Genomic DNA, 14,432 nt, shown 5'->3' with positions numbered 1-14,432 from the left:
GTCGTGTCGCGGCCGTCGGGGGCGTCTTGCGGATCAGGCCGGGCTCGTCGACAGGACACCCCCTAGGCTGAGCCCATGCAGAGCGCGTCGGAGCACTCGGAAGCGGCGGAAGCACCGGCCTCACCGGCGCGGCCGGCGCCACCGGAGCACGCCTATCCCGATCACTGGGAGGCGGACGTGGTGCTCCGCGACGGCGGCACCGCGCGCATCAGGCCCATCACCGCCGACGACGCCGACCGGCTCGTCAGCTTCTACGAGCAGGTCTCGGACGAGTCGAAGTACTACCGCTTCTTCGCCCCCTACCCGCGCCTGTCCGCCAAGGACGTCCACCGCTTCACCCACCACGACTTCGTGGACCGGGTCGGGCTGGCGGCGACCGTCGGCGGCGAGTTCATCGCCACCGTGCGCTACGACCGCATCAACGACCAGGGGCTGCCCGCCTCGTTCCCGGCCGACGAGGCCGAGGTCGCCTTCCTCGTCCAGGACGCGCACCAGGGGCGGGGCGTCGCCTCCGCCCTCCTCGAACACATCGCCGCGGTCGCGCGCGAGCGGGACATCCGGCGCTTCGCCGCCGAGGTGCTTCCCGCCAACACGAAGATGATCAAGGTCTTCACCGACGCGGGCTACACCCAGAAGCGCAGTTTCGAGGACGGCTCCGTCCGGCTCCACCTGGACCTCGAACCCACCGACCGCTCCCTCGCCGTCCAGCGCGCGCGGGAGCAGCGCGCCGAGGCGCGCTCCGTGCAGCGGCTCCTCACCCCCGGATCCGTCGCGGTCGTCGGCGCCGGACGCGCACCGGGAGGCGTCGGCCGGACCGTGCTCCGCAACCTCCTCGGAGCCGGCTTCACCGGACGGGTGTACGCGGTGAACGCCGCGCTCGCCGGGGAGACGGAGCTCGACGGCGTCCCCGCCCACCCCTCCGTCGGCGCCATCGGCGAGCCCGTGGACCTGGCCGTCGTCGCCGTCCCCGCCGAGCGGGTGCCCGAGGTCGTCGCGGACTGCGGCGAGCACGGGGTGCGCGGACTCGTCGTGCTGTCCGCCGGATACGCCGAGAGCGGTGCCGCGGGCCGCGAACGCCAGCGCGAGCTCGTACGCCAGGCCCGCTCGTACGGCATGCGGATCATCGGCCCCAACGCCTTCGGCATCATCAACACCGCCGACGACGTCCGGCTCAACGCCTCGCTCGCGCCGCAGATGCCGGCCGCCGGGCGGATCGGGCTCTTCACCCAGTCCGGCGCCATCGGCATCGCCCTGCTCGCCGGACTGCACCGGCGGGGCGCGGGCCTCTCCTCCTTCATCTCGGCCGGCAACCGCGCCGACGTCTCCGGCAACGACTTCCTCCAGCACTGGTACGACGACCCCGGCACCGACGTCGTCCTCCTCTACCTGGAGTCGATCGGCAACCCCCGGAAGTTCACCCGGCTCGCCCGCCGCACCGCCGCCGTCAAGCCGGTCGTGGTCGTCAAGGGCGCCCGCCACAGCGGCAGCGCCCCGCCCGGCCACCGGGTGCCGGTCACCCGCATCCCGCACGCCACGGTCTCCGCGCTGCTCCGGCAGGCCGGGGTGATCCGCGTCGACACCGTCACCGAGCTCGTCGACGCCGGACTGCTCCTCGCCGCCCAGCCGCTGCCCGCAGGACCCCGGGTCGCGATCCTTGGCAACTCCGAGTCGCTCGGCCTCCTCACGTACGACGCCTGCCTCACCGAGGGGCTGCGCCCGCTGCGGCCGCTCGACCTGACGACGGCGGCGGTCCCGGCGGACTTCCGGGACGCGCTGGCGGCGGCGCTCGCGGACGAGACCTCCGACGCGGTCGTCGTCAACGCGATCCCGTGGGTCGGCGAGGACGGGGCCACCGAGTTCGGCGACGGCGAGGTGCTCGCGGCCGCCCTCCGCGAGGCCGTCGCCTCCGCGCCCGCGCCGACGAAGCCGGTCGTCGTCGTCCACGTCGAGATGGGCGGCCTCGCGGAGGCCCTCGCGGTGGCGACGAGCACCCGGCCGGCCGGGGCGGACCGCGGTGCCGTCACCCCGGAGAACCGTTCCGGCGCGACTCCGCCCGGACCCGGTGCTCCTGCGGGGCCCGCCGCCGGACCGGGGGGCGCGGCCGGATCCGCGAGCGCGCCACGCCCCGTTCCCCCTGCGGGGCCGGCCGCGGGCACCTCGCCCGTACAGCCGGCCGCGCCAGCCGTTCAACCGGCCACGACCCCCGTACAGCCAGGCACCACCCGGGTACAGCCGGCCGCCACATCCGTACAGCCGGGCACCACCCCGCCCGTACAGCCAGGCAACACCCCCGTACAGCCGGCCGCCACATCCGTACAGCCGGCCGCCACATCCGTACAGCCGCCCGCCCTTCCCGCGCAGCCGGCCACCATCCCCGCCTACCCCGCCGCCGAGCGCGCCGTGCGGGCCCTCGCCGAGGCCGTGCGGTACGGGCAGTGGCGGCGACAGGCCGCCGAGCCCGGGCGGGTGCCCGAGTACGAGGACATCGACGAGGCCGGCGCCGCCGCGCTCATCGAGGGGGTCCTGGGCGGCGACGGCGCGGACACCCGCGGTGTGACCCTCGACACCGAGGAGGCCGGGGCGCTGCTCGCCCGGTACGGGATCACCGTCCTGCCGACCCTCCCCGCGCCCACGCCCGACGCCGCCGTCGCGGCCGCCGGCCGGCTCGGCTACCCCGTCGCGCTCAAGACGACCGCGCCCCATCTGCGCCACCGCCCCGACCTCGGCGGCGTCCGGCTCGACCTCGCCACCGAGGAGCAGCTCCGCACGGCGTACGCCGAGCTGACCGAGGTCCTCGGCAAGGCGGAGGAGCTCCAGCCGGTCGTCCAGGCGATGGTCCCCCGGGGCGTCGACACCGTCGTCCGCTCCGCGATCGACACGGCCGTCGGCGCCGTCCTCTCCTTCGGCCTCTCGGGCGCGGCCTCCGAACTGCTCGGCGACACGGCCCACCGGCTGGTTCCGGCCACGGACCGGGACGCCGCCGAGCTCATCCGCTCCCTGCGCACCGCCCCGCTGCTCTTCGGCTGGCGGGGCTCCGCCCCCGTCGACACCCCGGCCCTGGAGGAGCTCCTGCTGCGGGTCTCCCGCCTCGTCGACGACCACCCCGAGGTGGTCGCCGTCTCCTTGGAGCCCGTGGTCGTGGCACCGCGCGGGCTCTCCGTGCTCGGCGCGACCGTCCGGCTCGCCCCGCCCCCGCCCCGCACCGACCTCGGGCCGCGGAGCCTGCCGCGTTACTGACGGGCCTGAGGGGGCACCCAGGCCCCGTAGGATAGAGCCCATGGCAAAGAGCGGTACGACGACCCAGGGGCTGCGCGCGGCGATCGAGCGCAGCGGCTACTACCCGGCCCTCGTGGCCGAGGCGGTGGAGGCCGCCGTCGGCGGCGAGGCCGTCGCGTCGTACGTGGTCCACCAGGAGACCACCTTCGATGCGAACGAGGTCCGGCGCCACGTCACCGTCCTCGTCCTGACGCCGCACCGCTTCATCGTCAGCCACACCGACGAGCAGGCCGCCGACACGAGCTCCCCGACCCCGTACGCCACGACGTCCACCGAGTCCGTGAAGCTCGACCGGATCTCGTCGGTGGTCGTCAGCCGCGTGGTCGCCAACCCCGAGTCGTACACGCCGGGGACGCTTCCCCGCGAAGTGGTCCTCACCATCGGCTGGGGCGCCGTCTCCCGCATCGACCTGGAGCCCGCCGCCTGCGGCGACGCCAACTGCGACGCCGACCACGGCTACACCGGCAACGCCACCGCCGACGACCTCAGCCTGCGGGTGAGCGAGGCCGGCGACGGTCCGGACACCGTCCGCCAGACGCTCGCCTTCGCCCAGGCCCTCTCCGAAGCCATCGCGGCGACCGCCGCGCCCACGCGCTGATGGTGCAGCCCACCGCCGTGACCCACGGCTGGCCCGACGACCCGGTCCCGCTCGCCCCGGAGACCGCGCCCGTGCCCGAGTACGCCTCCGGCTCGCTCGGCGACCTCCTGCCGACGCTCGTGGCGGGCCAGGGCGTGCCCGGCTTCGACGCGCGGATCGCGGAGCTGACGCCGGCCGACCGGAACTGCGTCTTCCTGATCGACGGGCTCGGCTGGGAGCAGATCAAGGCCCACCCGGACGAGGCGCCGTACCTGACCTCGCTCCTCGGCACCTCGCGCGGCGGCACGGGCCGCCCGGTCACCGCCGGCTTCCCCGCCACCACCGCGACCTCGCTCGCCTCCGTCGGCACCGGCCGCCACCCCGGCTCCCACGGGCTGCCCGGCTACACCGTGCGCAACCCCGAGACCGGCGAGCTGATGAACCAGCTGCGCTGGAAGCCGTGGACGGCGCCGCACGTCTGGCAGCCGTACCCCACCGTGTTCCAGCTGGCGCACGAGGCCGGGGTCCACACCGCCCAGGTGTCCTCCCCGATCTTCGAGCAGACCCCGCTCACCAAGGTCGCGCTCAGCGGCGGCTCGTTCCACGGGCGGCTCTCCGGCGAGGAGCGCATGGACTTCGCCGCCGAGCAGCTCGCCGGCGGCGACCGGTCGCTGGTCTACACGTACTACAGCGAGCTCGACGGCGCCGGTCACCGCTTCGGCATCGACTCCGACGCCTGGCGCGGTCAGCTGATGTTCGTCGACCGGCTCGTGCAGCGGCTCGCCGAACAGCTGCCGCCCCGCGCGGCCCTGTACGTCACGGCCGACCACGGCATGGTCGACATCCCCTTCGACGAGCAGCACCGCATCGACTTCGACGAGGACTGGGAGCTGCGCGCGGGCGTCGCCCTCCTCGGCGGCGAGGGCCGCGCCCGCCACATCTACGCCGTGCCCGGCGCCGAGGCGGACGTCCTCACCTGCTGGCGCGAGGTCGTCGGCGAGCAGTTCTGGGTGGCGAGCCGCGACGAGGCGATCGACCTCGGCTGGTTCGGTGCCGAGGTGGACGAGCGGGTGTACGGCCGGATCGGCGACGTCGTCGCCGCGGCCCACGACGACGTGGCGATCACCGCCTCGGTCAACGAGCCCCACGAGTCCGCGATGGTCGGCATGCACGGGTCCATGACCCCCGCGGAGCAGCTGGTCCCGCTGCTCGAAGTCCGCTCCTGATCCCCGATCCTGATCCCTGACCCCGAAAGGTCCCTGTCCCGTCATGCCCGAGCTGGTCTTCTTCTCCGGAACCATGGACTGCGGGAAGAGCACCCTGGCGCTCCAGATCGCCCACAACCGCGACGCGCGAGGGCTTCAGGGCGTGATCTTCACCCGTGACGACCGCGCGGGCGAGGGCAAGCTGTCCTCCCGGCTCGGCCTGGTGACGGATGCGGTCGAGGCACCGCGGGACATGGACCTCTACGCGTACCTCGTCACCCAGCTCTCCCAGGGCGGCAAGGCCGACTACGTGATCGTCGACGAGGCGCAGTTCCTCGCCCCGGAGCAGATCGACCAGCTCGCCCGCATCGTCGACGACCTCAGCCTGGACGTCTTCGCCTTCGGGATCACGACGGACTTCCGTACGAAGCTCTTCCCCGGCTCGCAGCGGCTGATCGAACTCGCGGACCGGCTGGAGCAGCTCCAGGTCGAGGCCCTGTGCTGGTGCGGCGCCCGCGCCACGCACAACGCCCGTACGGTCGGCGGCGAGATGGTCGTCGAGGGCGAGCAGGTCGTCGTCGGGGACGTGAACCGGCCGGCCGAGGAGATCGGTTACGAGGTCCTCTGCCGCCGTCACCACCGTCGCCGCATGACGTCGGCCTCCGCCCGCGCGGGCGCCCTCTCCCCGGACGTCCTGCCCGTCAGCCACGCCTGACGTCAGGCTCAGCCACGCCCGAATGACGGGCCCAGCCACGCCTGACGCCAGGCTCAGCCACGCCCGAATGACGGGCCCAGCCACCCCCTGACGGCCCAGGCCCGGCGGCCTCAGGCCGGTGGGCGGAGGGCGTCGGTCAGTTCGTCGAGGGCGGCGGCGGTCACCGGCGCCGTTCCCGTCAGGGTGCCGAGCAGGGCCTGGGCGAGCACGGTCGCGGTGCCGATCCGGGTGTCCTCGCGCTCGTCGCCGGTCACCTTCCCGATGACCGCGTCCCGTACCGCGTACGAGATCGCGAGGTCCCCGAACAGTTCGGGGAAGGACAGCGCCATCATGCACACGCCCACGTTGGCGGAGAGGATCGACTGGCCGGCCAGTTCCGGGGCCATCCGCAGGCGTCCGGCGTCACGGCAGCGCTCCACGGCCTTCAGGAGGATCGCCTGCGCCTCCTTGATGGCCTGCGGCTTGGCGTCGCCCGTGGGTGTGAACATCAGGCGGTAGAGGTACGGGTTGCGCAGCGCGAACGCGACGTGGCTGTCCCATGCCGTGCACAGGTCCGCCACCGGGTCCTCGGTGAGCGGGTTCCGCCGTTTCTCGGCGAGGAAGCGCTCGAAGCCGATGTCGGCCACCGCCGTCAGCAGTCCCTGCTTGTCGCCGAACTGGCGGTAGATCTCGGGCGCGCCGACCTTCGCCCGGTCGCAGATGGCGCGGGTCGAGATCGCCAGCGCGTCCTTGCTGGCGAGCAGTTCCCCGGTGGCTTCCAGGATGCGCTCTCGGGCCGTCGACATGGCTCCCACGATAACAGCGCTAACAGCGCGGACCTGGGCGAATCCCGCGGCGGAGGCGTCTGGGAGAGGACATTGCCGACACTGACGTTATCGTTGCTTACGAATCGTGTTAGCGTGTTGAACATCCCGGGGTGGCGCGCTCCCGGGCCGTCCGACCGTTCGCAACGAGAGAGCCGGTGTTCCCCATGAACCGTTCGACGTTCCTCCGACGACGCGTCGCCCCCGGCGCCGTCGCCGCCACCGCGGGAGTGGCCCTCCTCGCCGGCTGCGGCGGCACGGACGAGGACGCCGCCCACGGCGGAGCGGAGGGCCCCGCCCCCACCAGGGCGTTCACCGCCACGCACATCGGCGGGCCGACCACGATCCTCGAGGTCGGCGGCCTGCGCCTCCTCCTCGACCCGACCTTCGACGCGCCGAAGAAGTACCCGAGCGGCCTGGAGAAGACGCGGGCTCCCGCGCTCGGCGTCGACGGGATCGGCAGGATCGACGCCGTCCTGCTCTCGCACGACCAGCACGACGACAACCTCGACGACAAGGGCCGCGCCTTCCTCGCGGACGTACCTGTCGTCCTCTCCACGCCCGGCGCGCGGAAGCGGCTCGGCGACCACGTCACCGGCATGAGGAGCTGGGAGTCCGAGCGGCTGAAGACCGCCACGGGCACGGTCGAGGTCACCGCCGTGCCCGCCCTGCACGGGCCCGACGGCGTCGACCGCGGCGCCGACGGCGAGGTCACCGGCTTCGTCCTCAGCGGTGCGGGCGTCCCCACCACCTACATCTCCGGGGACAACGCCTCGGTCAAGGTCGCCGAGGAGGTCGGTGACCGGATCAGGAAGGAGATCGGCCCCATCGACACGGCCGTCCTCTTCGCCGGCGCCGCCCGCACCCCCGCGATCCTCGACAACGCCCCGCTGACCCTCACCTCGGCCGGCGCCGCCCAGGTGGCCAAGGATCTCGGCCCCCGGAAGGTGGTCGCGGTGCACACCGACAGCTGGAACATCTACTCCGAGGACACGCGGTCCCTGGCCGAGGCGTTCCGGGCGCGGGGCATCGCCGCCGAGCTCGTCGACCTCGCCCCCGACGGCACCCCGAAGAGCCTCTCCTGACACCTCTCCGCCGCTTCCCCCGACCCACCCCGAAAGGAACCGTCATGACCGCCTCCACCACCCTCCGCGATGTGATCGGCCTGCCCCAGGAGCTGCCGCGACTGGGCGAATCGGCCCTGATCATGGTCGACTTCCAGAACACCTACCGCACCGGCGTCATGCGGCTCGACGGGGCCGAGCAGGCCGTCGCCGCCGGCGCCCGGCTGCTCGCCGCCGCCCGCGCCGCCGGCGCCCCGGTCGTCCACATCGTCAACGACGGCGGCGAGGGCACCCCGTACGACATCCGGGCCGAGATCGGCTCCATCAGCGACGAAGTCGCCCCGATCGAGGGGGAGAAGGTCGTCGTCAAGCAGTTCCCCGACGCCTTCCACGCCACCGAACTGGAGGAGACCCTCAAGAACCTCGGCGTGAGCGGCGACCTCGTCATCGCCGGCTTCATGACGCACATGTGCGTCCTCTTCACCGCCCAGGGCGCCTTCAACCTCGGCTACCGCCCCACCGTCGTCGCCGAGGCCACCGCGACCCGCCCCCTGGAGGCGCCGGACGGCACCGTCGTGGCATCGGCGGCGCTCCAGGCCGCGAGCCTGACGACGGTACGGGACCTCTTCGGCACGGTGGCCCGCACGGTCGACGAGCTCGTCGCCCCCGTCTCCGCCGGCTGACGGCCGGTGGCGCCGCCGGGGCCGCGGAGAACGGGGGGCGGCCCCGCCGGCACCCGGAGTTCACCCGAGGTGCGCCTGAAGAGCGCCTGCTGATCGGTTGCGGGTCGCCCGCCTCGGCGGTAATGGCGGTCGGCCCGTGACGCCCCTCCGGGCCTCTCCGTGCCGTGCGCCCCCTGGAGGATGTGTGCCCCCCGCCGCCGAGGCCGTGTGCGCCGAGGACGAGACCGTACGCGACGAGCCCGGGGGTGAAGAACGGCGACGGTTCGCGGTCCTGCGGGCCCCGGCGGCCGCCGCCCTGCTCACCGCCGTGCTGCTCTGCCTCGCCACCCGGCTCTCCCGCACGTACCCCTTCGGCCCGGTGACCAGGAACGTCGTCGACCTCGGCCAGCAGTACCTGCCGTACCACGCCTACTGGCGCGCCCTCCTGCTCGGGGAGACGCACGGGGACGCCTTCCTCAACTGGAACTCCGGCTTCGGCGCCAACTTCCTCGGTGACATCGGCACCTACCTGAGCAGCCCCTTCGACCTGCTCGTCGTGTTCTTCCCGGCGGACCGCGTCGAACTCGCGCTGTACGTCGTCACCGCCGTCAAGATCACCGCCGCGGCGGCCGCGATGGCGCTGCTGCTCCTGCGGCTGCGGCCCGGTCCGTGGCCGGTCGCCGCCGTCCTCGGCACCGCGTACGCGCTCTCCGGCTGGACCCTCAACTACGGCGCCACCGTCCCGATGTGGCTCGACGGTCTCGTCGCCTTTCCCCTGCTCTGCCTGGTCGGCGAGTGGGCCCGTACCGGCCGTCGTCCCGTCCTCGGCCCCCTCGTCGTCGCCCTGGCCTGGATCGCGAACTTCTACACCGCGTACATGGCGACCCTCGGTGCGGCGGTCGTCCTGGCCGTCCGCCTCCTCACCGCCGAGGAGACCGCCGGTGCCCGGCAGCGCCTCGCCGGGGCGCTGCGCGCCGCCCGAAGCGTCCTCATCGGCATCGGGCTCGCCGCGCCGCTCGTCGTGGTCGTCTTCCTCGCCACGAAGGTGGCCGACCCCACCCCGGAGACCACGTTCGCGCCGGCGCCCTGGACGGACGTCCTCGCCCGGTTCCTGCCCGCGACCGCGAGCGTCGCCAGCCCCGCCCTCTTCATCGGCACGCCCGCCCTCGCGCTGGCCCTGACGCTGCCGTTCAACCGGGCCGTCGCCCCGCGCGTCCGGGCCGGCTGGACGGCAGCGATCCTCCTGGTGGCGCTCTCCCTCCAGTGGGAACCCACCCATCTCCTGTGGCACGCGGGCGCCTCGCCCAACGGCATTCCGTACCGTCAGACCTTCGTCCTGTGCGGTCTGCTGCTGATCGGCGCGTGGTTCTCCGCCGCCCGGGGCGTGCCCCGGCCGGCCGCGCTCCTCGCCGGTACGGCACTGCTCGGAGCCCTGGCCTGGGCGGCCCGGGGGAGCGTCGACATCGACCGGTGGACCTTCCCCGCCTTCGGCGCGGCCGCGCTCCTCGCGCTCGTCGCCGTCCTCCTCGCCCTGGGCGCTCAACGCAAGTCCACCGCGCGCGTGCTCCCCGTCCTCGCCGTGGTCCTGCTCGTCGCCGCACAGGCGGGCGAGGCCGCCGTCACCGGGAAACGGATCGAGGAGCAGCAGCGCGCCAAGGTCTCCTGGTCGCCCCGGGTCGGCCCCTGGCACGCCACCGCCGCCGCCGAAGTGGCCCGCGCGGACGCCTGGCCCCGCCACCGCACGGACCCCGGCGAGGTCCCCGGGGGCAACGACGTGCTGCTCGTCGGAGGGCAGGGCGCCGACTACTACAGCAGCCTCACCGCGGACGTGACCTCCCGGACCCTCGCCTCGCTCGGCTTCGGCCACTACGCCAAGGGCCGGCACCCGGTCACCCTCGACAACCCCGTGGCCGACGCCCTCTTCTCCATCGGGACCCGGCTGCGCTCGAAGCCGACCGAGCCGGTGCGGCAGGACGCCGCGCCCCGCGCCACCGTGACCGTCACCACCACCCCCGTACCGCCGCTGGTCACCGTCCGCCCGCCGGGACGGCCGGCCACGCACCCCGGCGATTCGGCCTTCGCCCGGCAGGAACGCCTGCTCGGCGCCGACGTGTACGAGCTGCCCGCCCCGCGCCGTACCGGACACACCCTCACCGCCCGCTGCCCCGCGGGCTCCCAGGTCTGGTTCTGGGCGCCCGAGTACAAGGGCACGGCGGCCCTGACGGGGGAGCGGCCCGTGTCGTTCGACGGCAAGCCGCCCTCCGTCCGCGCCCCTATGCAGGCCCTCGGCACCGTCCCGGACTCCGGCGCGGTACGGATCGACCTGGGGCCCGAGGGCAAGGTCCGGCTGCCCCGGGAACCGGTCGGCTGCCTGGTCCGGGCGAGGCTCGACTCCGCCGTGCGGGAGCTCACCGCCACCGGGGCCACGCGCGTGCGTGCCACCGGGCACACCGTCACGGCCGAACTGCCCCCGGGCAGCAAGGGAGTCGCGGTCCTGGCCGCCCCGCGCATCTCCGGCTGGCGCTGCGCCGCCGGCGAGGCGGACGCCCGTCCCGCGCGCGCGTACCAGGGCCTCGTCGCCGTACCCCTCGACGGACGCGCGAGCACCGTCACCTGCTCCTTCCGGCCGCCGGGGATGCGGCTCGGCGGCGCGGTCGGCGCGGCGGCGCTCCTCGCGCTCGCCGCGACGGGGTTCCTGCACCGCCGACGGGCCCGCCGGTGACGGGGTTTCCGCCGGATACGACAAGAGTTCACCCGGAGTGCACGCGCGGATCGTTCACCGGGAAAAGTCGGTCGTTACTGTGCCCGCCGTAGCGGCGTTTAATTGTTCGATTCAGTGTGGGGATCCCGAGTGCCGAAACTGTCCGTCGTCGTACCGTTCCACAATGTCGGGCCATACGCGCCCGACACCTTGCGCAGTCTCGCGAACAACGCGGATCCCGCATTCGAGTTCCTGCTGATCGACGACTGCTCGACGGACGACACCCCGGAGATCCTCGACCGCTGGCGCGACCGCCTGCCGAACGCCACCGTCATCCGGCACGAGACGAATCAGGGCGTCGCCCAGGCACGGAACACCGGAATCGACGCGGCGACCGGCGACTACCTCACCTTCCTCGACGGCGACGACTGGTACGCGCCCGGCCACCTCAGCGCCGCCGTGGCCGGAATCTCCCGCCTGGACTGCGATTTCGCCCGCACCGACCACGTCCTGTCGGAGGGCCGGAAGCGGCAGATCCGCTATGCCCCGGCCAAGCGGCGCGACACCGTGATGGACCCCAGGGACGGAATCTCGCCGGCCAGCATGGTGACGATGGTCGACTATCCCTTCGTCCCCTTCGGCATTTACAGCGGGCGCCTTTTCGAGAACGGGGAATCCCGCTTCGAGACGTCTCTCAGGACCGCCGAGGACCGTCTCTGGATCTGGCGGCTCCACCTCAAGGCCCGCACGTTCGCGGCGCTTTCCCTGCACGGAGTCTTCTACCGGCGGGGCGTCACGACCTCGCTCACCCAGATCACCGACAACCGGCAGCTGGACTTCATTCCGTCGTACGACCTCCTGCTCGACGACGTCTCCCGGGACGCGGAGGCGGACCGCTTCCTCCCGAAGGCGGTCCGCACCTACTGCGCGATGATCGCCTTCCACATGGGGAAGGCCGACGCGTACGAGCCCGCCGTCGCCGCGCGGCTGCGCGCCGACGTCCGCGACGCCCTGCACCGCATGCCGCAGGAGGTCCTCGACGAGACCCTCGCCACCATGGACACCCCGCGCAGCACCCTCCTCCGGAGCCTGCGCGACACCGGAAGGACCGCCTGACCCATGGCTCCCGCCGCCGACAAGGCACCAGCCCCCGACCTGCCGGTCCAGATCTTCCAGGTGTCCACCCTGTACGGCGCCGCCACCCTGGCCGCCGCGCTCGACGCCGGACAGTTCGGCCCCCGCGACTCCGCCCGCAGGCTCCTGCTGCTCTCGCACAACGCCGAGATCCCGGAGACCGCGCTGCGCCTGGAGACCATGACCGGGTACGAGCGGATTGCCGCGCGCTTCGACGGCACCCTCGACTGGAACGAGACGATCCACCCGTACCACCCCGCCGCCTGGGCCCCCCGCCCGGAGGAGGCGCCGCTCTGGCAGCGCGTCCTGCGCACCGCCTGGGACCTCGGCACCGGCCCGGTCGAGCTGATCGTCGAATCCATCCAGGTCAACCCGGCCAAGGCGCTCGCCGGCACCTTCCCCGAGAGCACCGTGCACGTCTACGCCGACGGTCTGATGAGCTACGGCCCGACCCGCTCCGACCTCGCGCAGTCGATCGCCTGCCGCGTCCGCCGCGTCCTCCACCTCGACCTGGTGCCGGGCCTGCGCCCCCTCCTCCTGAGCGAGTACGGGGTCGAGCCCGAGCTCGTCCCCGACACCGCCTTCCGTGCGGTCCTCGCCGAGATCGCCGAGGAGGCGGCCGACGACCCGGAGATCGCGCGGGCGTCCGCCGCGGAGCCGACGGCCCTCCTGCTCGGCCAGTACCTCGCCGCCCTCTCCCTCCTCACCGCCGAGGAGGAGGAGGAGCTGCACGTACGGATGCTGCGCGGGGCCGCCGCGGCCGGACACCGCTCGATCGTCTTCAAGCCGCACCCGACCGCGCCCGCCCGCTACTCCCAGGCCCTGGACGAGGAGGCCGGGCGGAGCGGCGTGCGGCTCACGGTGCTCGACGGGCCGCTGCTCGCCGAGACCTTCTACGAGAGCTGCCGCCCCGAGCTCGTCGTCGGCTGCTTCTCCACCGCGATGCTCACCGCCGCCGTGTACTACGGCGTCCCCATCGCGCGCGTGGGCACCGACGAGGTCCTCGAACGGCTCACGCCCTACGAGAACAGCAACCGGATCCCGCTCACCGTCGTCGACCACCTGGTCGCGGACCTGGAGGGCGGCGAGGAGCCCGCCGTCCCCGGAGCGGCCCCGCCCTCGCTGACACCGCTGGTCCGGGCCGTCGGCTACTGCATGCGGCACAAGGTCCACCCGGGGCTCCGCGCGGAGGCCGCCGCCTTCCTGGCGGAGCACCACGCCGACCCCGGCACCGCCCACCACTTCACCGCCGAACGGCTGACCCAGCTCGCCCTGCCGGGCGGAGGGACCGCCCCGGAGCGGGCGGGTGCCTCCCGGCTCCGCCGCGGCCTGGTGCGCGGACGGCGGGGCTGAACCCGTCGGCCGTCCCGTACGGACTCAGCGCTCGGCGGACCTGACCAGGGTGAAGACCGCGCCCTCCGGGTCGGCCACCAGGGCGAGCCGCCCCGCCGTGCCCTCGCGCGGCGGGCGCAGCACCTGGCCGCCGAGCTCCTGGACGAGCCCCGCGGCGGCGTCCGTGTCGGCGACCTCGAAGTACGTCATCCAGTGCGGGCCCCGGTCCCGGGGCAGCGCGTTGCCGACGCCGTGCAGCGAGGCCACCGCGGCCCCGGCCACATGGAGCGTCGCGTAGTCGTGGTCGGTGGAGGCTACGGGCTCCACCTCGTAGCCGAAGACCGTCCGGTAGAACTTGCCGATCGAGGACGTCTCGTACGTGAGGAGCTCGTTCCACACCGGGGTTCCCGGCGGTCCCGCGATCACCGTGCCGTGGTGGGCCTCCGCCTGCCAGACGCCGAAGACCGCGCCGGCCGGGTCGGAGCAGATCGCCAGGCGGCCCGCCTCGCCCGCGTCCAGCGGGCCGACGGCGACGGTGCCGCCGCAGCAGCGGATGCTCTCGGCGGTCTCGTCGGCGTCCTCGGTGGCCAGGTACGGGGTCCAGGCGATGCGCAGGTGGCGGTCGGGCGGCAGCTGGCCGATGCCGGCCACCTCCTTGCCGCCGAGCAGCGCGCGCACGTACGGGCCGAGCTGCTGCGGACCGGGGACGAACTCCCAGTCGAAGAGCGCGTTGTAGAACTCCTGCGTGGCGTCAAGCCCGTGCACCATCAGGCTCACCCAACAGGGTGTCCCGGGCGAGCGCGGAGTCGCCTCGGTCATCGTCTTTTCTCCTCGGACCATCGTCGTGGCCGTGCCCCCGTCCGATGGTGCCACCGACGGCGGCGCGGCGCGCCCCCGCCGAACCGATCGTGGCGCGATTCCGTCGGAGGCGACGGGGTTCGTCCGCGCGCGGCCGTGCGGCTG

General features: G+C 73.8%; 11 protein-coding genes. 9 read left to right on the top strand and 2 right to left on the bottom strand.

The genetic code is table 11. The features are described from left to right. Positions 1-75: 75 nt before the first annotated feature. From IE237_RS26570 to IE237_RS26555, 4 genes are read left to right on the top strand one after another with little or no spacing between them, the layout of a single operon-like run. Positions 76-3,237, top strand: coding sequence for a GNAT family N-acetyltransferase (locus IE237_RS26570; RefSeq protein WP_229842907.1), 3,162 nt, complete (start codon positions 76-78; stop codon positions 3,235-3,237). A gap of 40 nt (positions 3,238-3,277) precedes the next feature. Then, complete coding sequence (locus IE237_RS26565; RefSeq protein WP_189804644.1) at positions 3,278-3,874, top strand: DUF5998 family protein; 597 nt, start codon at positions 3,278-3,280, stop codon at positions 3,872-3,874. Beyond that, positions 3,874-5,079: an alkaline phosphatase family protein gene (locus tag IE237_RS26560; RefSeq protein WP_189804643.1), complete on the top strand. Its 1,206-nt coding sequence runs from the start codon at positions 3,874-3,876 to the stop codon at positions 5,077-5,079. The genes IE237_RS26565 and IE237_RS26560 overlap by 1 nt, the downstream gene beginning before the upstream one ends. A gap of 43 nt (positions 5,080-5,122) precedes the next feature. Continuing rightward, on the top strand, positions 5,123-5,773 hold the full coding sequence (locus IE237_RS26555; RefSeq protein WP_189804642.1) for a thymidine kinase: 651 nt from the start codon (positions 5,123-5,125) through the stop codon (positions 5,771-5,773). Positions 5,774-5,883: 110 nt separating this feature from the next. On the opposite strand, the gene IE237_RS26550 is transcribed toward IE237_RS26555, so the two are convergent. After that, a complete protein-coding gene (locus IE237_RS26550; RefSeq protein WP_189804641.1) occupies positions 5,884-6,558 on the bottom strand; it encodes a TetR/AcrR family transcriptional regulator in 675 nt (224 codons plus the stop codon). A gap of 185 nt (positions 6,559-6,743) precedes the next feature. On the opposite strand from IE237_RS26550, the gene IE237_RS26545 reads away from it, so the two are divergent. The 5 genes from IE237_RS26545 to IE237_RS26525 all read left to right on the top strand — a co-directional run bounded on the left by IE237_RS26545 (position 6,744) and on the right by IE237_RS26525 (position 13,490). Next, the gene (locus IE237_RS26545; RefSeq protein WP_189804640.1) at positions 6,744-7,661 is read left to right on the top strand and encodes an MBL fold metallo-hydrolase; all 918 of its coding nucleotides are present in this window, start codon (positions 6,744-6,746) and stop codon (positions 7,659-7,661) included. 44 nt (positions 7,662-7,705) lie between these two features. Next, the gene (locus IE237_RS26540; RefSeq protein WP_189804639.1) at positions 7,706-8,323 is read left to right on the top strand and encodes an isochorismatase family protein; all 618 of its coding nucleotides are present in this window, start codon (positions 7,706-7,708) and stop codon (positions 8,321-8,323) included. Between the two features lie 184 nt (positions 8,324-8,507). Next, positions 8,508-11,024, top strand: a complete 2,517-nt coding sequence (locus tag IE237_RS26535) for a YfhO family protein (RefSeq protein ID WP_189804638.1) — start codon at positions 8,508-8,510, stop codon at positions 11,022-11,024. A gap of 129 nt (positions 11,025-11,153) precedes the next feature. After that, positions 11,154-12,119, top strand: a complete 966-nt coding sequence (locus tag IE237_RS26530) for a glycosyltransferase family 2 protein (RefSeq protein ID WP_189804637.1) — start codon at positions 11,154-11,156, stop codon at positions 12,117-12,119. Positions 12,120-12,122: 3 nt separating this feature from the next. Further along, positions 12,123-13,490: a polysialyltransferase family glycosyltransferase gene (locus tag IE237_RS26525; protein ID WP_189804636.1), complete on the top strand. Its 1,368-nt coding sequence runs from the start codon at positions 12,123-12,125 to the stop codon at positions 13,488-13,490. A gap of 24 nt (positions 13,491-13,514) precedes the next feature. Here IE237_RS26525 and IE237_RS26520 read toward each other — a convergent pair whose 3' ends face one another. Further along, the gene (locus tag IE237_RS26520; protein ID WP_189804635.1) at positions 13,515-14,288 is read right to left on the bottom strand and encodes a VOC family protein; all 774 of its coding nucleotides are present in this window, start codon (positions 14,286-14,288) and stop codon (positions 13,515-13,517) included. Between the last annotated feature and the right edge of the window lie 144 nt (positions 14,289-14,432).

The sequence above is a fragment of the Streptomyces tanashiensis genome, from assembly GCF_014648895.1.
In the GTDB taxonomy this organism is placed as follows: domain Bacteria; phylum Actinomycetota; class Actinomycetes; order Streptomycetales; family Streptomycetaceae; genus Streptomyces; species Streptomyces tanashiensis.
Note: the sequence above shows the minus strand (reverse complement) of the source record. Positions and strands in the feature narration are given on the sequence as shown.